This is a genomic window from Hydrogenophaga sp. A37 (genome assembly GCF_002001205.1).
Lineage (GTDB): Bacteria > Pseudomonadota > Gammaproteobacteria > Burkholderiales > Burkholderiaceae_C > Hydrogenophaga.
Genome location: NZ_MUNZ01000118.1, coordinates 59,651 through 76,896, shown reverse-complemented (window position 1 = coordinate 76,896; position 17,246 = coordinate 59,651). Strand labels below are relative to the sequence as shown.

The 17,246-nt window shown below is 64.9% G+C and carries 15 protein-coding genes and 1 pseudogene; 1 reads left to right on the top strand and 15 read right to left on the bottom strand.

Going from position 1 to position 17,246, the window contains the following annotated elements:
- The 8 genes and pseudogenes from B0E41_RS15580 to mraZ all read right to left on the bottom strand — a co-directional run.
- Positions 1-731, bottom strand: a pseudogene (locus B0E41_RS15580) (Mur ligase family protein); the annotation flags it as partial.
- Positions 732-738: 7 nt separating this feature from the next.
- On the bottom strand, positions 739-1,917 hold the full coding sequence (gene mraY, locus B0E41_RS15575; RefSeq protein ID WP_077332073.1) for a phospho-N-acetylmuramoyl-pentapeptide-transferase: 1,179 nt from the start codon (positions 1,915-1,917) through the stop codon (positions 739-741).
- A complete protein-coding gene (gene murF, locus B0E41_RS15570) occupies positions 1,907-3,322 on the bottom strand; it encodes a UDP-N-acetylmuramoyl-tripeptide--D-alanyl-D-alanine ligase (RefSeq protein WP_253194911.1) in 1,416 nt (471 codons plus the stop codon). The genes mraY and murF overlap by 11 nt, the downstream gene beginning before the upstream one ends.
- A gap of 17 nt (positions 3,323-3,339) precedes the next feature.
- Positions 3,340-4,884 (bottom strand): UDP-N-acetylmuramoyl-L-alanyl-D-glutamate--2,6-diaminopimelate ligase, encoded by a 1,545-nt coding sequence (locus B0E41_RS15565; RefSeq protein WP_077332071.1) that lies wholly within the window; start codon positions 4,882-4,884, stop codon positions 3,340-3,342.
- Positions 4,884-6,629, bottom strand: a complete 1,746-nt coding sequence (locus tag B0E41_RS15560; RefSeq protein WP_077332070.1) for a penicillin-binding protein 2 — start codon at positions 6,627-6,629, stop codon at positions 4,884-4,886. Before B0E41_RS15560 ends, B0E41_RS15565 begins: the two co-directional genes overlap by 1 nt.
- Positions 6,626-6,934 carry a cell division protein FtsL gene (gene ftsL, locus B0E41_RS15555; protein WP_077332069.1) on the bottom strand — a complete coding sequence of 103 codons (309 nt, stop codon included), beginning with the start codon at positions 6,932-6,934 and terminating at the stop codon, positions 6,626-6,628. Before ftsL ends, B0E41_RS15560 begins: the two co-directional genes overlap by 4 nt.
- A 22-nt stretch (positions 6,935-6,956) precedes the next feature.
- Positions 6,957-7,883, bottom strand: coding sequence for a 16S rRNA (cytosine(1402)-N(4))-methyltransferase RsmH (rsmH, locus tag B0E41_RS15550; protein ID WP_077332068.1), 927 nt, complete (start codon positions 7,881-7,883; stop codon positions 6,957-6,959).
- 5 nt (positions 7,884-7,888) lie between these two features.
- Complete coding sequence (gene mraZ, locus B0E41_RS15545; protein WP_077332067.1) at positions 7,889-8,314, bottom strand: division/cell wall cluster transcriptional repressor MraZ; 426 nt, start codon at positions 8,312-8,314, stop codon at positions 7,889-7,891.
- A gap of 12 nt (positions 8,315-8,326) precedes the next feature.
- Here mraZ and B0E41_RS27150 point away from each other — a divergent pair, with 12 nt between their 5' ends.
- On the top strand, positions 8,327-8,512 hold the full coding sequence (locus B0E41_RS27150) for a hypothetical protein (RefSeq protein WP_171984780.1): 186 nt from the start codon (positions 8,327-8,329) through the stop codon (positions 8,510-8,512).
- Positions 8,513-8,638: 126 nt separating this feature from the next.
- Here B0E41_RS27150 and hslU read toward each other — a convergent pair whose 3' ends face one another.
- The 7 genes from hslU to B0E41_RS15510 form a co-directional block, all read right to left on the bottom strand.
- A complete protein-coding gene (hslU, locus tag B0E41_RS15540) occupies positions 8,639-9,967 on the bottom strand; it encodes an ATP-dependent protease ATPase subunit HslU (protein WP_077332066.1) in 1,329 nt (442 codons plus the stop codon).
- Between the two features lie 177 nt (positions 9,968-10,144).
- Positions 10,145-10,693: an ATP-dependent protease subunit HslV gene (gene hslV, locus B0E41_RS15535; protein WP_077332065.1), complete on the bottom strand. Its 549-nt coding sequence runs from the start codon at positions 10,691-10,693 to the stop codon at positions 10,145-10,147.
- A gap of 148 nt (positions 10,694-10,841) precedes the next feature.
- The gene (locus B0E41_RS15530) at positions 10,842-12,728 is read right to left on the bottom strand and encodes an STAS domain-containing protein (protein WP_077332064.1); all 1,887 of its coding nucleotides are present in this window, start codon (positions 12,726-12,728) and stop codon (positions 10,842-10,844) included.
- 43 nt (positions 12,729-12,771) lie between these two features.
- Positions 12,772-13,596 (bottom strand): RNA polymerase-binding protein DksA, encoded by an 825-nt coding sequence (dksA, locus tag B0E41_RS27145; RefSeq protein WP_253194909.1) that lies wholly within the window; start codon positions 13,594-13,596, stop codon positions 12,772-12,774.
- Positions 13,597-14,148: 552 nt separating this feature from the next.
- A complete protein-coding gene (locus B0E41_RS15520; RefSeq protein WP_077332062.1) occupies positions 14,149-15,225 on the bottom strand; it encodes a GTP-binding protein in 1,077 nt (358 codons plus the stop codon).
- Between the two features lie 89 nt (positions 15,226-15,314).
- Positions 15,315-16,499, bottom strand: coding sequence for a class I SAM-dependent methyltransferase (locus tag B0E41_RS15515; protein ID WP_077332061.1), 1,185 nt, complete (start codon positions 16,497-16,499; stop codon positions 15,315-15,317).
- A gap of 209 nt (positions 16,500-16,708) precedes the next feature.
- Entirely contained in the window at positions 16,709-17,146 is a 438-nt protein-coding gene (locus B0E41_RS15510) for a DsrE family protein (protein WP_077332078.1), read from the bottom strand.
- Positions 17,147-17,246 lie beyond the last annotated feature (100 nt).

The following is a 17,246-nucleotide window of genomic DNA, read 5'->3' as shown; positions in this document are numbered from 1 at the left end:
GGGGGAGGCACCCGCATGGCGGCGGCTTCACCGTCGTCTTCGGGCGCGGGCAGTGGCTCGTCTTCGTCGGCCGGCAGCAGATCACCCTGCGTTTCGGCTGCGGGCGTTTCCACTGCGTCCAGCGCGCCCACCACAGCGGCTGGCGATGGCGTCACTGGCGCCTGTGCCGCTTCGGCGTCGGCCTGCGCTGCGGCTTCCGCCTCGGCACGAACTTCGGTGTCCAGCGCCGCGCCCAGCACGTCCAGCAAGGCTGGGCCGATGTTGCCAGCCACGGCCACGTTCAAGCCACAGCGATCCAGCAGCAGACCGGTGAGCGAGGTGACGGTGGTCTTGCCGTTGGTGCCGGTGATGGCCAAGACCTTGGGCCGGTAGGGTAGGCGCTCGCGCAAAGACAGGTCTTGCAGGGCCTGCGCGAACAGGTCGAGTTCGCCCACGAAGGCCGCCCCCTGTTGCTGCGCCCACGCGCGGGCCGGTGCCAGTTGCTCGGGCGGCAGGCCCGGGCTGCGCGCGATCACGTTCCAGGGCTGGCGCGCGAGCAGGCTGTCGTCGAATGGTCCGGCCAAGAACGCCGCCTGCGCGCACTCGGCGCGCAGGGCCGCCAGCGACGGCGGGGCCTCGCGCGTGTCGGCCACAGTCACCACCGCGCCGTGGCGCACACACCAGCGCGCCATCGACAGCCCGGAGATGCCCAGGCCGAGGATGAGAACGTGTTGGTCTTGAAGGGCGTTCATCGTGTGTTCAACGCAGCTTCAGTGTGGACAGGCCCACCAGGCACAGCAGCATGGTGATGATCCAGAAGCGGACCACGACCTGCGTTTCCTTCCAGCCTTTTTTCTCGAAGTGGTGGTGCAGCGGCGCCATCTGGAACAGGCGCTGGCCCTGGCCGTAGCGGCGCTTGGTGTACTTGAAGTAGCCCACTTGCAGCATCACCGACAAGGCCTCCACCACGAAGATACCGCCCATGATGGCGAGCACGATTTCCTGGCGCACGATGACCGCAATGGTGCCCAGCGCGCCGCCCAGGGCCAGCGCGCCCACATCGCCCATGAAGACCTGTGCCGGGTGGGTGTTGAACCACAGAAAGGCCAGACCCGCGCCGGCCATGGCCGCGCAGAAGATCAGCAGCTCGCCCGCACCGGGAATGTGCGGCAGCAGCAGGTAACGCGAAAAGACAGCGCTGCCGGTCACGTAGGCGAACACGCCGAGCGCCGAACCGACCATCACCACCGGCATGATCGCCAGGCCATCCAGACCATCGGTCAGGTTGACCGCGTTGCTCGACCCGACGATCACCAGGTAGGTCATCACCACGAAGCCGAACACGCCCAGCGGGTAGCTGATTTCCTTGAAGAACGGCACCATCAGGCCCGCCTGCGGTGGCAGCTCGACGGTGAAGCCTGACAGCACCCACTGGAAGAACAGCTCAATCACGCGCATGTTGGTCGTGCCCGACACGCTGAACACCAGGTAGAACGCGGCGACCAGGCCGATCACCGACTGCCAGAGGTACTTCTCGCGCGAGCGCATGCCCTCGGGGTCTTTGTGCACCACCTTGCGCCAGTCGTCCGCCCAGCCGATGGCGCCAAAACCCAGCGTCACCCACAACACGATCCACACAAAGCGGTTGGACATGTCGAACCACAGCAGCGTGGAGAGCGCGATCGAAAACAGGATCAGCACACCGCCCATCGTGGGCGTGCCGCCCTTGCTGATGTGGGTCTGCATCGCGTACTCACGGATCGGCTGACCGATCTTGAGCGCGGCCAGCCGGCGGATGAAATAGGGGCCGGCGACCAGCCCGACGATGAGCGCCGTCAACGCGGCCATCACGGCGCGAAAGGTCAGGTACTGAAAGACCCGGAGGAACCCGAATTCGGGTCCCAGGCTTTGCAGCCACAGGGCCAGGCTAAGCAGCATGTGAGGCGTCCTTGTGTTCTTTTGAATCGATCGTGCCCAAGGCCTGAAGGGCCTGCACCACGCGCTCCATGCGCATGAAACGCGAGCCCTTCACCAGCACGCTGCGCACCTCCGGGTGCGGGCCGGCGGCCACGGCGTTGCTGATGTGTGCCACCAAGCAGGAGGCGTCCACCCAGTGCCGAGGGGCAGGTTCGCCCGCGGCCTGCATGGCCGCCACCGCCTGCGCCATCCAGTCGCCGGTGCAGTGCACCGCCTCTATGCCTGAGGCCATGGCCTGGCGCAGCACCTCCAGGTGGAAATCCAGCCCCTGTTCACCGACCTCACCCATGTCACCCAACACCAGCACACGGGGCGCCGGCAGCTCGGCCAGCACGTGGATGGCCGCGACCACCGAGTCGGGGTTGGCGTTGTAGGTGTCGTCGATCAGGGTGACGGTGCGACCGGGCAAGGGCAGCGCCAGCGCGCGCGAGCGGCCGCCGACCGGCTCGAAGCTGTCCAGACCACGAACGACGTCGGCCAGCGACACCCCGGCGGCCAGCGCGCAGGCCGCCGAGGCCAAGGCATTGCGCACGTTGTGTCGGCCGGCAATGCGAAGGCGGCAGTCGCCTTCACCCGCCGGTGTGGTGAAACGCAGCGCCCAGGCCCCGTCCAGCCACTCGGCGCTCAGTGCATGCACATCGGCGGTGGCATCGATGTCGCTGAACGTCAGGGTGTGACGGCTGCCCGCCAGTTCACGCCAGACGAAGGTGTAGGCGTCGTCGCTGGGGAACACCGCCACGCCGTCGGCGCGCAAGGCCGCGATGACCTCGCCGTTTTCGCGCGCCACGGCCTCGACCGTTCCCATGAATTCCTGGTGTTCGCGCTGGGCGTTGTTCACCAGCGCCACGGTGGGCTGGGTCATGGCGGCCAGGTAGGCGATCTCGCCCGGGTGGTTCATGCCCAGCTCGATCACCGCAAGCCGGTGTTCCGCGCGCAGGCGCAACAACGTGAGCGGCACACCGATGTCGTTGTTCAGGTTGCCTTGCGTGGCGTGCGACGCGGTGCCCGCCGCCGCGCGCAGGATGGACGCGATCATCTGCGTCACCGTGGTTTTGCCGTTGCTGCCGGTCACGGCGATCAGCGGCAGGCTGAACTGCTCACGCCACAGGCGGGCCAGCTCGCCCAGCGCCAGGCGCGTGTCGGGCACCTCCACGCCGGGCAGGCCGGCTTCGGCCAGACCGCCGTGGGCGATGGCGGCCACGGCGCCCTGGGCCTTCGCCTGCGGCAGGAACGCATGGGCGTCGAACCGTTCGCCCTGGAGCGCCACGAACAGGTCGCCGGGCTGCAGGCTGCGGGTGTCGGTGTGCACGCGGCTCGGCTCGGCATCCGGTGTGCCGACCGTGTGTGCGCCGCTGAGGCGGGCCATGAGCAGGAACAGGCCGTTCATGCGGCAGCTCCCTGCTGTGCGCTGCGCCCGCTGAGCGCTTCGCGTGCTTGCACCACATCGGAAAACGGTTTCTTCACGCCCATCACGTCCTGGTAATCCTCGTGTCCCTTGCCCGCGATCAGCACCACGTCGCGGGCGGCGGCGCGTTGCACCGCCAGTGCGATCGCCGTGGCGCGATCCGCTTCGACCAAGGCGCTCGAGGGCCGCGTGAGGCCAGCCACCATCTGCTGCAGGATCGCCTGCGGGTCTTCGCTGCGAGGGTTGTCGCTGGTGAGCACCACCTGCTGGGCTTCGCGTTCCGCCACGGCCGCCATGAGCGGGCGCTTGCTGGTGTCGCGGTCTCCACCGCAACCGGCCACCGCCCAGATCGCCCCACCGCGCTGTCGCGCCAAGGGCTGCAAGGCCTGCAAGGCCTTTTCCAGCGCATCGGGCGTGTGGGCGTAATCGACCAGCACCAGCGGCAGACCGTCGGCGGCGGCCACCTGCTCCATGCGCCCTGGCACGGGGGTGAGCGCGCTGCAGGCCGCGACCGCATCGACCAGGGGCACCCCGAGCGCGCGGGCCGCGGCCAGCACACCCAGCAGGTTGGACACGTTGTAGCGCCCCACCAGAGGCAAGCTCATGTTGCGCGATTCGACCACCTGCCCCGACGTGTCGCGCTCCTGCACGACCCAGCGCATGCCGCTGTCGGTGAAACCGATGTCGAGCGCACACAGCCGGGGCGCCAGCGTCTGCGAGCCCTCTTCCAGACTGAAGGTCCAGAGGTCCAGGCCGCGACCGGCCAGAGAGGCGGCCAGCGCGCGCCCATGCGCATCGTCGAGGTTCACCACCGCGTGCGCCAGCCCCGGCCAGTCGAACAGCGCGGCCTTGGCCGCCCAGTAGTCGGCCATGCTGCCGTGGAAGTCCAGGTGGTCCTGGGTGAAATTCGTGAACACCGCGACCTGGATCTGCGTGGCGTTGAGCCGGCCTTCGATCAGGCCGATGGACGAGGCCTCAATGGCGCAGGCCTGGATGCCCGCATCCACCATGCCGCGCAGGCGCGCCTGCAGCAACACCGGGTCGGGCGTGGTCAGGCCGGTGGGGACGATGGGCTGGCCCGGTTGTCCGGCCAAGGGCGGTTGACCGATGCCCAGCGTGCCCACCAGCGCACAGGGCCGCCCCATCGACGACAACAACTGAGCCATCCACCAGGCGCTGGAGGTTTTGCCGTTGGTGCCGGTGAAGGCGATCACCTCCATCGCGTGGCTGGGGTGGCGCTGGTAGGCGCTCGCGATGAAACCGGCCTGGGCCTTGAGGCTCGGCACGGCGACCACCCGGTCGTCCTGGAAATCGAACGGCTCCACGCCGTCGCGCTCGACCAGCGCCGCCACGGCGCCCGCCTGCAGGGCGTCCGCCACATAACGCCGGCCGTCGGTCGCGGCACCCGGCCAGGCCACGAAGGCATCGCCGGCGTGCACCCGCCGGCTGTCGCACTGCAGATCGCCGCGCACGCGCTCGCGCAGCCAGTCGGCCACGGTTTGAGGGTGTTGCAGGACCTGCATCAGAAGGACTCCTCCACCGCTTCGGTCACGATCTGCGGCTTGACGTTCATGTCGGGCTGCACACCCAGCACGCGCAGGCTCTGCTGCACCGTTTCGCTGAACACGGGCGCGGCCACAAGGCCGCCAAAGTACTCGCCGTTGGAGGGCTCGTCGATCATCACGGCGACCACGATGCGCGGCGCCTCCACCGGTGCCAGACCGACAAAGAATGAGCGGTACTTCTTGTCGGCGTAGCCCTTGCCTTCCTGCTTGTGGGCGGTGCCGGTCTTGCCGCCGACCGAGTAACCCATGGTCTGGGCCTTGGGGGCTGTGCCGCCTGGGCCTGTGGCCAGCTCAAGCATCTTGCGCACCGATACTGCGTTCTTTTCACTGAAGACCCGGACACCGACCGCAGGCGTCTCGGACTTGAGCATGCTCACCGGGATCAACTCGCCGTCACGCGCAAAGATCGTGTACGCCTGTGCCAGCTGGAACAGCGACACGGACAGACCGTAGCCGTAGCTCATCGTCGCCTGCTCGATCGGACGCCAGCTCTTGTAAGGGCGCAGGCGCCCCGTGACCGCGCCCGGGAACGGCACCTGCGGCTTCTGCCCGAAACCAGCCTGGGCAAAGGTTTCCCACATCTCGCGTGGATGCATCTGCATCGCCATCTTCACCGTGCCGACGTTGCTCGACTTCTGGATGATTTCATTGACCGTGAGAATGCCATGGGGATGCGAATCGCCAATCGATGAGCCCCCGATGCTGATGCGTCCCGGCGCGGTCTGGATCTGCGTGGTGGGCTTGACCAGCCCCTTGTCCAGGGCCAACGCCGCGATGAAGGGTTTCATCGTTGAGCCCGGCTCGAAGCTGTCGGTCAGCACACGGTTGCGCAGCTGATCACCGCTCAGGTTCAGCCGCTTGTTGGGGTTGTAGCTGGGGTAGTTGGCCAGCGCGAGCACCTCGCCCGTCTGGGCGTCAAGGACGATCACGCTGCCCGCCTTGGCCTTGTGGCTCTTCACCGCATCGCGCAGTTTTTCGTAGGCGAAGTACTGCACCTTGCTGTCGATGGAGAGCTGCAGATCGGGGCCGTCCACCGGCGGAATGACATCGCGCACGTCCTCGATCACCCGGCCCAGCCGATCCTTGATCACCCGACGCGACCCGGCCTTGCCCGAGAGCTGCTGGTTGAAGGCCAGCTCCACGCCCTCCTGGCCACGGTCTTCGACATTGGTGAAGCCCACCACGTGCGCCGCCGCCTCACCTTCGGGGTACTGGCGCTTGTACTCACGGCGCTGGTAAATGCCCTTGATGCCCAGGGCGGCGATCTCTTTGGCAATCGGCTCGTCAACCTGGCGCTTGACCCACACAAAGGTCTTGTCCTCGTTGGCCAAGCGCTTGCGCAGTTCCGGCAGCGGCAACTCCAGCAACTTGGCCAGCTGCTTGAGTTGGGGGTCGGTCTTGTCGACGTCCTCCGGGATGGCCCAGATGCTTTGAGCGACCACGCTGGACGCCAGGATCAGGCCATTGCGGTCCAGCACGCGGCCCCGGTTGGCGGGCAGTTCCAGGGTGCGCGCAAAACGAACCTCCCCTTGGCGCTGGAAGAAGTCGTTGCCAAACACCTGCACGTAGGCGGCGCGGGCGCCCAGCCCCACAAAGGCCAGTGCCAGCGCGGCGACGATGAACTTGCTGCGCCAGACCGGCGTCTTGCTGGCCAGCAGCGGGCTGGCGCTGTAGTTGATGGCGCGGCTGCGTGACTTGCTCATCGAGCGGCCTCCGGAGCGACCTGCGCGTCGGCTGCGGGCTGCGCCGGCAGTGTCACGTATTGCGTGATGCCCGGGCTGACCGGCCGCATCTGCAGCTGCCGGGCGGCCAGCTGCTGTACGCGTGCAGGAGTCGCCTGCTCGCGCTTCTGGACCTGCAGTTGCTCATGATCGGCCTCCAGCCTGAGCGACTGGGCCCGGGACTTGTCGATCGCTGTGTACAGACGGCGCGACTCGTACTGCGTGTGCACGAGGTAGAACGCGCTCACCAGCACCGCCAGCAGCAGCATCAGGTTCAAACGGATCATGGCCACCTCCCCTGCGCGGTGTTCATGCCGGCTCCTCCGTGCGCGTGGCCACGCGCATCACCGCGCTGCGCGAGCGCGGGTTGGCCTGAACCTCAGCGTCCGACGGCATCACGCGGCGCACGGCGGTCAGGGGCATGGCCTGGGGCTCGGCAAACGGCACGCGACGGTCCACCACGGCGCGCGAATGGCGCGCCATGAACTGCTTGACCATGCGGTCTTCCAGCGAATGGAAGCTGATCACGACCAGTTGACCTCCGGGACGCAAGACATGCAGCGCCGCCGCTAGCGCTTGTTGCAGTTCTTCAAGCTCGGCGTTGATGAAAATCCGAAAAGCCTGAAATGTGCGCGTTGCAGGGTCCTTGCCCGGCTCGCGGGTTTTGACCGCGCCAGCCACGACTTCGGCCAGCTCACGGGTGGTTCGAAGAGGGCCCCGTTCCTGTCGGCGACGATCAATCGCCTTTGCAACCTGTTGAGCAAACCGTTCTTCGCCATAGTCACGGATGACCTCCGACAGGGTGGATACATCGGCCGTTTCCAGCCACTGCGCCACGCTCTGGCCGCGCGTGGTGTCCATGCGCATGTCCAAAGGACCATCGTGACGAAAAGAAAAACCCCTCTCGGGGTCGTCGATCTGGGGCGAACTCACACCCAGGTCCATCAACACCCCGTCCGCGCTCGCCCCTCCCAGCCCGGCCAGGTGACAGAAGCCCTGGTGACGGATGGCGAAGCGCGCATCGCTGGCGGCCAACGACCCGGCGGCCGCCACCGCCTGCGGGTCCTTGTCGAACGCTGTCAGCCGCCCGTTCGACGACAGACCCTGCAAGATGAGCGCCGAGTGACCGCCGCGGCCAAACGTGGCATCGACGTAGTGTCCATCCGGGTTGATCGCCAGTGCTTGCACGGCTTCGGTCAACAGGACGGTGTGGTGTTTCCATGCGCCTTGCACCATCGTCCTCAGAAAGAGAATTCCTTGAGCACATCGGGCATCGGCTTCTGCATTTCCTCAGCCTCCTTGGCGGCGTAGGACGGGGCATCCCACAGCTCCAGATAGGAACCCATGCCAAGCAACACGGCGTCCTTGGTGATGCCAGCAGCGGCACGCAGCTCGGGCGAAACCAGCACCCGTCCGGAACCGTCCATGTCCACATCCATCGCATTGCCCAGAAAGATGCGGCGCCACCACTGGGCGTCCATCGGCAGCGAGGCAATGCGCTCACGGAACTTCTCCCATTCGTCGCGAGGGAATACCATCAGGCAACCGTGAGGATGTTTGGTGATGGTGAGCTGGCTCGCAGCGGTGCCCAGGGCGTCACGGTGCCGGGTCGGCATCGAAAGCCGACCTTTGGCATCTAGACTGAGAGAGGAAGCACCCTGGAACACCGCGATTGATCCTTGAAAAACACTTTTCACCACTTAATGGCACTTTTTTCCACTTTATCAGGAAAAGGATGGCGCGCCATGCGTCGGCTGAAGTTTTTCAATGAAATCAATCACTTAGAACACACTTTGAAGCAATTTAGCGCTTCAAAAATGCAGCAAAAGCAAGCACTTACACAAGGCACTGCAAGTGATGCTTGAAACCCTGTTACATCCCGGGCCTGGCTCTTGACCCGACGAATGGCCAGCGGCCCATGAAGCCTACGCAGAAAAAAGCCTCGGCCACCGCTGTTGGATGGGCGAGGTCGGTGTCCTGCGGGGCCTTTTTCAGAGGATGTAGCGCGACAGGTCCTCGTTGCGGCTGAGCTCGGCGAGCCGTCCGTTGACATACGCTGCGTCGATCGAAACGGTCTGCCCTTCCAGCGCCGTGGCGCCAAAGCTGACTTCGTCCAGCAGGTGTTCCATGACCGTGGCCAGGCGGCGTGCACCGATGTTTTCGGTGCGCTCGTTGACATCGCAGGCGATCTGCGCGAGCTGGCGAATCCCGCTCGGCTGGAATTCCAGCGTCACACCCTCCGCTGCCAGCAATGCCTGGTACTGGCGCACCAAGGACGCGTGGGTCTGGGTCAGGATGGCCTCGAAATCGTCCACCGACAGCGATTGCAGCTCGACGCGGATCGGGAACCGCCCTTGCAGTTCCGGAATCAGGTCGCTCGGCTTGGCCAGGTGAAACGCCCCGCTGGCGATGAACAGGATGTGGTCGGTCTTGATCATCCCGTACTTGGTGGACACCGTGGTGCCTTCGACCAGCGGCAGCAGATCGCGCTGCACACCCTGGCGGGACACCTCGGGACTGCCCGCATCGCTGCGGGAGGCCACTTTGTCGATTTCGTCGATGAAAACGATGCCGTTCTGCTCGGCCGACTGCAGGGCGCGGCTGCGAACCTCTTCTTCGTTGACCAGCTTGCTCGCCTCTTCTTCCACCAGCAGCTTCATCGCTTCAGCGATCGGCAGCTTGCGCGTGCGCCGCTTGCCCTGCCCCATCTGACCAAACATGCCTTTGAGCTGTTCGGCCATGTCCTCCATGCCTGGGGGCCCCATGATCTCCATCGTTGGGCGCGCCTCGACCAGCTCAAGCTCGATCTCTCGATCATCCAGAAGGCCTTCACGCAGTTTCTTGCGGAACGACTGGCGCGCCGCGCCGTCCGGTGAAAGCACCGGTTCAGCACCCACGCTGCGGGGCGGGGGGATCAGAACATCGAGGATGCGGTCCTCGGCTGCGTCTTCAGCACGCATGCGCTGCTGGCGCATCGCCTGCTCTCGGCCCTGCTTGACGGCCATTTCCACCAGGTCCCGGATGATGCTGTCGACGTCCTTGCCGACGTAACCCACCTCGGTGAACTTGGTGGCTTCGACCTTGATGAAGGGGGCGTCGGCCAGCCGTGCCAAGCGGCGTGCAATCTCGGTCTTGCCCACGCCGGTGGGGCCGATCATCAAGATGTTCTTGGGTGTGATTTCAGGCCGAAGCGCCTCGTCCACCTGCTGTCGCCGCCAGCGGTTGCGCAAGGCGATGGCGACGGCGCGTTTGGCGGCCTTCTGCCCAATGATGAAACGGTCGAGTTCGGAGACGATCTCCTGAGGGGTCATCGAAGACATGGTGCCCCCACGCTCATCACTTCGTGCATTTCGCTGCCCCCGGGGAGGGTACGAGCTTGCTTGGGACGGCCCTGCGCTGCGGCCATCAAAACCCCCACGCTCATCACTTCGTGCATTTCGCTGCCCCCCGTGGGGGTGCGAGCTTGTTTGGGACGGCCCTGCGCTGCGCTCATGATGTCAGTCCAGTGTTTCAATCGTGTGGTTCATGTTGGTGTAGATACAGATCTCGCCGGCAATCGCCAGCGATTGCCGCACCACCTCTTCGGCGCTCAGCGCTGTGTGCTGCGTCAGGGCTCGGGCTGCAGCCTGCGCATAGGCACCGCCCGAACCGATGGCAACGACCCCGTGTTCGGGCTCCAACACATCACCGTTGCCGGTGATGATCAGTGCGGCACTGTGGTCGGCCACCGCCAGCATGGCTTCAAGCCGGCGCAACACGCGGTCGGTGCGCCAGTCGCGGGTCAATTCGATGGCCGCGCGCACCAGATGACCCTGGTGCTTTTCGAGTTTGGCCTCAAAGCGTTCGAACAGGGTGAATGCGTCCGCCGTGGCGCCAGCAAACCCGGCCAGCACCTTGTCGTGGTAGAGCTTGCGCACCTTGCGCGCCGTGCCCTTGACCACAATGTTGCCCAGGGTGACCTGACCGTCACCGCCGATGGCGACTTGCACACCTTCGGGCGTCTCACGCCGCACACAGACGATGGTGGTTCCGTGAAAAGTTTCCATATACGTCAACAAATGGGGATGATCAGACCAAGCTCAAGCCCGAAGGCGGAACGAGGGGATGTTTTTCCAAGGGCCCACAGCGGAACCGACTCCGCTGTGCCGCCAGTGCCGACCCCTTGAGGGGGTCGCGCGCACAGCGCGGCGGGAATCAATCGTTCCGCACGACCACTTTGGCGTATTCGGTGATGCCAATCACGTGGAAAAACGCCGACACGAGGCGGTGGGCGTCCACGAACTGCACCAGGCGACCACTGGTGTGGTGGCTGGTGACCCAGTTCAACAAAGTGCCCGCTGCGGAAAAGTCCACACGGATCAGGTTGCGGCACGAAATGATCATCACATCAGCGCCCTGCAGGCGGTGCTCCAAGTCTTCCAGCGTGGCCTGCGGATCACCGCGGATCTCGCCTGACAACTCCACCAAGCCCAGCTGATTGAACTCACTGTTCTGGCTTTCAACGCCCGAATCCCCTCCAGAGAAGCCAGAGGGAACCTGCTCCATCACCGCATCGCTCAACACCGAGCTGCCCTCGTCTGGATCTGGCACGCCTCCAGAGAGCGCCTGAAAATGGCAGCGTGGTCGCTCCCAGCCGGGGGGCGACACCTCGTAGGTGACGCAGAAGTCCAGGGCCGTGAGCTCAAATTCGTCGGGCCGGTTCATGACGCGCAAAGCGGCCATGCGAAGCTCCCACCACAACTGCTCAACGTCACGGCGGCTAGATGGCGCGATCTGCTTGAGCAGTTCTCGAAAGTGCGTCGCGCCCAGGAAGCACAATTCCACGTCCTGATCGCCCCAGAGCGTGAACATCCCCACCAGGGCACGCGCCGCTTTGACGTCGATGGATTCGACTTCTGTCCAGTCCAGAACCCACGGCTGAGCGGCCCGGAGCAACACGTTTTGCAAGGTGCCAACGGCGTGAGCATCCAGCTCGGGGTCACACACCCAGACGGCCTTGGCAGATGCTGAGGACGGTTTGTACACCCGGCCCGTCATCGCCGAGACCACCTCCGGCATGTCGTACCACTGGGGTGCCGAACGACCGAAACGGTTCACGAAGTCAACCGCCTGACTCTCAAAAGGCGCCAACTGCCCGGTCGCACGGTACAAGTCGAACAAGGCCAGCCAGTCGTCGAGCTGATTTTCCCGCGGACCGCCCTCGGCAATCGTTTCCTTGAGCCCCTGTTCTGCGCCCGCATCGTCACCATTGGCGAACCGGATGGCGGCTTCTTCCACCTCAGGATCCTGGGCAATTTCATGCACATCGAGCGCATAAAAGTGCGAGGCCGAGAACCCCGAACCAGAACCCGAACGTCCCTTGCCTGCCGACAGCGCGCCTTGATTGGTGGCCGCCATCAGACCGGTGCGCGCCGTGGCGGAAGCCGGTGCAGGCTCCGGGACGCCTTTGGGGGGAGGCACGGACTCGCGCAAGGTCGGAATTCGAGCCGAGGCAAGCGAAGCCGCCGATGAAGACGGGGTCGTATCGGCGTGCGCAGGCTCGGTATCCAGCAACTCACCATCGTGCAGCGGCGACGCCTCGGTTTCGTTGTACTGCGCATTGACGCGCTTTCTATCGGGCGCAACGGCCGCCTTGCCTTTGTCGGCCTTGCGATCCAGCGGTGTACCGCCGGTGGTGTGAGCGCCCGAATTGAGGCTGGATCCGGTGGCCAGGGTGTCAGGACCCTTGGTCTTCCACCACTGCATGGACATCTGTGCTTCGATCTCATCGATCTTTTTCAGTGTCATGGCCCGATCATCGGGCTTGGAGGGCAAGCTGCTCTGAAAGAAAGAAGGTCGCACGCCCTGACCACCCTCACCCGACGCTTCGCGGCTGCGAATCTTGCGCAGCATGTCGAACTCTCGCTTGCGCACGAAGTCGTTGCGCCGCTTGCGCTCGATCATTTCCTTGAGCGCAGCCTTGCTGTACTCGCTTTCACCGTCGGCGCTGCGGGTGTCCAAGTCCGACCAGCTCGTGGTCGGATGACGCACGAATTTCACCACTTTGGACAGGAAGCCGCGGTTGGAGTCGTCCTTGGACATGAATGCGCTGTGCCGTGGGGTGGATCAGGAAGTGGCTGTAGGGTCAGTCCCCAAACATCTTCTGTTTCAGCTCTCGCCGTTGTTGCGCTTCCAGCGAAAGGCTGGCGGTGGGACGGGCCATCAACCGGCCCACACCGATGGCTTCACCGGTTTCCTCGCAATAGCCGTAATCGCCGGAGTCGATGCGGGTGATCGCTTGCTCGATTTTCTTGAGCAGCTTGCGCTCGCGGTCGCGGGTGCGCAGCTCCAGAGCATGCTCTTCCTCGATGGTCGCGCGGTCGGCAGGATCGGGCACCACCACCGTGTCTTCACGCAGGTGTTCGGTGGTTTCACCGGCATTGGCCAGCATGTCATCCTTGAGCAGCGTGAGCTTGCGACGGAAAAAAGCGAGCTGGACGTCGTTCATGTACTCGGCGTCGGGCATGGCCTGCACATCCTGGTCGGTGAGTTGATCGACGGACATGGACTTCCAGTTGTTCGCCCGCTTGGGGTCTTTCTGGATGGAGGAGGGCACGGGTGGGGTCATTACGCGTTCATTCGAGGTGAAAAATGTCGCTTTCGCGGCATCGGGAGCATGGGTCGGAACCACCGCCGCCTGGGTCATTTGCTCCATCATGACCTTCTTGGCCGCGCGCTTGCCCAGAGGGCGGGGCGTCGGCTCGACGACGATCGGTGCGGGTTTGGGCACAGCCACAGGCTTGGTCGCTCCAGAGGTTGTGGCTGGCTTGCCGGCTTTGCCCCCCGGTGTCGGTGTCGACTTGGACACCGACCCCGAGGCATTGGCGCCCGATTTTGCAGCGGATTTGGCCGAAGTGGTAGGCGCAGGCGCGGCGACTTTGACAGGCGCTTTTTTGGCCACCGCCTTCACGACCGGCTTGGCTGCGGCCTTGACCGCAGGGGCCTTGGACACCTTGGCGGGCACAGGCTTCTTCACCGGCACCGCATTTTTCGCGGAAGCGGGCTTCTTGGCCGCAGCCTTGGGCGCGGTCTTGACGGGCAATTTGGTGGCTGCCGCGACCGGTGTGTTCCGCACTTTGCCGGCGCTGGGCGCGGGCTTTTTGTTCTTTGCGGTGGGGGTGGCCGGGGCTTTCACAAGGGGTCTCCTCTCAATGCCTGACGATGCCTGTTCCTGGGGCGGTGCGCTGCCTCGGGCAAGCCCCCGGGGCGCGTCACGGTGCTCGGTCGAGACCGGCTGGTCTGTGGTTATACCCCGTTTGCGTCCCGCTCCGGCTCGACGCTCAACCGGCAGGTTAGCAACAGACCTGGCCGGGTCACGGGCACCCGACTTGGGGGGCGATTGTAACGACGCGCGTGGAACCACCACCGACTGGGGGTCGGAATGAAATCCCAGGCGTTGGAGAAGCGAGACAAAGAACACGGCCGGGTCTGTTTCTGATGTGTGGGGGCCGACCAGGGTGACTCAGACCAGCGACTGGTCGAGCCCCTGGACCAGGATGTCCTTGGGCAGATCAAGCCCAATGAACACCATTTTGCTCACGCGTGGCTCGCCTTCTGCCCAGGCCGGGCCGAGATCGCTGCCCATGAGCTGGTGCACGCCCTGGAAGATCACCTTGCGGTCGGTGCCCTGCATGTCGAGCACGCCCTTGTAGCGCAGCATGCGCGGGCCGTAGACCTGCACGATGGCCCCCAGGAAGTCTTCCAGCTTGGCCGGGTTGAACGGCCGGGTGGCGCGGTAGACGAAGCTCTTTACGTCGTCATCGTGATGGTGGTGGTGGCCGTGGTCTTCATGGCCGTGCTGGTGCGAGGGGTGGTCACAGGTTTCGCCAGGGGCGTGATCGTGATGTTCATGACCATGATCGTGGTGATCGTGGTCGTCATCGGCCTTGAGAAAGTCCGGGTCGATGTCGAGCTTGGCGTTCAGGTTGAAACCGCGCAGGTCGAACACCTCCTTGAGCGCCACCTCACCAAAGTGCACCGGGCGCATCGGCGCGCGCGGGTTCATGTGCTTGAGGCGATGGGTCAGCGCGGCCAGCTCATCCTGGTCCACCAGATCGGCCTTGCTGATGAAGATCTGGTCGGCAAAACCCACCTGGCGGCGCGCTTCCTGGCGGTCGTTGAGCTGCTGGGCCGCGTGTTTGGCATCCACCAGGGTCAGGATGGAATCGAGCAAATACTGCTCGGCGACCTCGTCGTCCATGAAGAAAGTCTGCGCCACCGGGCCGGGGTCGGCCAGGCCGGTGGTCTCGATCACCACGCGCTCGAAATCGAGTTCGCCCTTGCGCTTCTTCTCGGCGAGATCATGCAAGGTGGCGCGCAGGTCGTCGCGGATGGTGCAGCAGATGCAGCCGTTGCTCATCTGGATGATGTTTTCCTGCGTGTCGGCCACGAGGATCTCGGTGTCGATGTTTTCCTCGCCGAACTCGTTCTCGATCACCGCGATCTTCTGGCCGTGGGCCTCGGTCAGCACACGCTTGAGCAACGTGGTTTTGCCCGAACCAAGGAAGCCGGTGAGGATGGTGACGGGGATCAGGGACATGGGGAAACGACTCCAGCGGCGGTGAGGAAGGCGGTGGCAGCGGGGGAGTGTATGCGACCCCAATCCCCGGTGAACGGTTCCAGATCAATTCACGGTTTTTTCATGATCACCAGGCCCTTGAGGTACTCACCTTCCGGAAAATTCACCGTCATGGGGTGGTCGCAGGCACCGCCCAGGCGCTGCAGGATGGCGCCGTCCACGCCTGCGTCCAACCCTGCCGAAGCCACGATCTTGTGGAACAGCTCCACGCCGATGCCGCCCGAGCAGGAGAAGGTGAACAGCACGCCACCAGGCGTGAGCAGCTTGAAGGCCTGGCGGTTGAGGTCTTTGTAGGCGCGGGCGGCGCGCTCGGCGTGGGCCACCGTGGGCGCGAACTTGGGCGGGTCGAGCACGATGGCGTCGAAGCTGCGCCCCTCAATCACGAACTGCCGCAGCGAAGCGTTCACATCGGCGTCCATGAAGGTGGCCTGCGCCGGGTCCAGTCCGTTCAGCAACAGATTGGCGCGCGCCTGCTCCAAGGCCGGGCCGGACGAATCGATGCTGGTCACGTGCCCCGCCCCACCCGCCAGCGCGGCCACGCTGAAGCCGCCGGTGTAGCTGAAACAGTTGAGCACCTGGGCAAAACCCAGGCGCTTCGTGTATTGGTACAGGGCCAGGCGGCTGTCACGTTGGTCGAGGTAGTAGCCGGTCTTGTGTCCATGAGCGATGTCCAGGCCCAGGCGCCAGCCGTGCTCCAGCAGCTCGAACGCCGTCTCGCCGCTGCCACGCAGCCAGCCCGTGACCTCGGGCAGGCCTTCGAGCTTGCGGCTGCTGGTGTCGGAGCGTTCGTACAGGCGCGGGCAGCCGGTGAGCTCGATCAGCGCGTCGGCTATTGGGCCCTTCCAGCGCTCCACGCCGCAGGCGGTGAACTGCGCTACCAGCGTGTCGCCGTAGCGGTCGACGATCAGGCCCGGCAGGCCGTCGGACTCGCCATGCACCAGGCGCACGCCGTTGCTTTCGATGCCCAAACGCTCGCGCAAGGCGAGGGCTTGGGCGAGCTTGTCGCGGAAGAAAGCGGCGTCGATGCGCTGCGCTTCGTCAAAACTCCAGGCGCGCACGCGAATGCGCGAAGCCGGCGAGAACGCGCCCCAGGCCAGGAACTGACCCTCGTGGCTTTCGACGCGAACGGTCTCTCCGGCATCGCCACCGCCCCGGGCGACCGCACCGTCAAACACCCAGGGGTGACGGCGTTGCAGCGAGCGTTCTTTGCCGGGCTTGAGTCGAATGATTTTCATAGAGCAATTGTCCACCCCCGCGCCGCCTGCGGCGTCACCCCCCAGGGGCGATGCGAGTGGCCCGGCAAAGCCGGTTCCACCGCATCCACGGATGAAGGCATCTCACGTCGGAGGGGGCGTTGCGCCAGGGCACCGCCGGGCCGGCTTTGCCGGACGGCCAGTGCCGCCCCCTTGAGGGGGTGACGCAGGCGGCGCGGGGGTGATTCTTGTCAAGGTCGCAGGTAGACAAAGCCCTCACGGGCCTGCAGTCGGGCCACTTCGGCCACGCCCGACGGCACGATCTTGGCTTCCATCGCGACCTTGTTGGGGTCGATCTTGCGCGAGACCAGCGTGTTGTTGCAGACCCGGAATTCCACACCCTTGTTGGCCAGCTCGCCAATGGCTCCCGCAAAAGGCTGCTCCATCTGGTTGGTGGCCCCCTCCAGCAAGAAGTCGATCCCCGGGCCGTGGGTCACGACCACGATCTTGGCCTTGGGATCGGCCGCCAAGTGGTTGCGGATGTTGCTGATGGCGCGCGTTGCCTGGGGAATGCCTTCGCTCATGTGATAAACCGTCTTGATCACATCATCGGCCGCCTGCGACGACAGCGACGTGGACAGCACCGCGGCGAGCAGCAATGACTTGAGGGCGGTGAGGAACTTGAACATGGTGTTCTCCAAAAGAAGAAAAGCGATTGCTTATGAAGTGATTGTCAAGGCTGGAGCGGGGCGTCCTACAGGGATAACCCGGCCTGATCGACCACCGAGA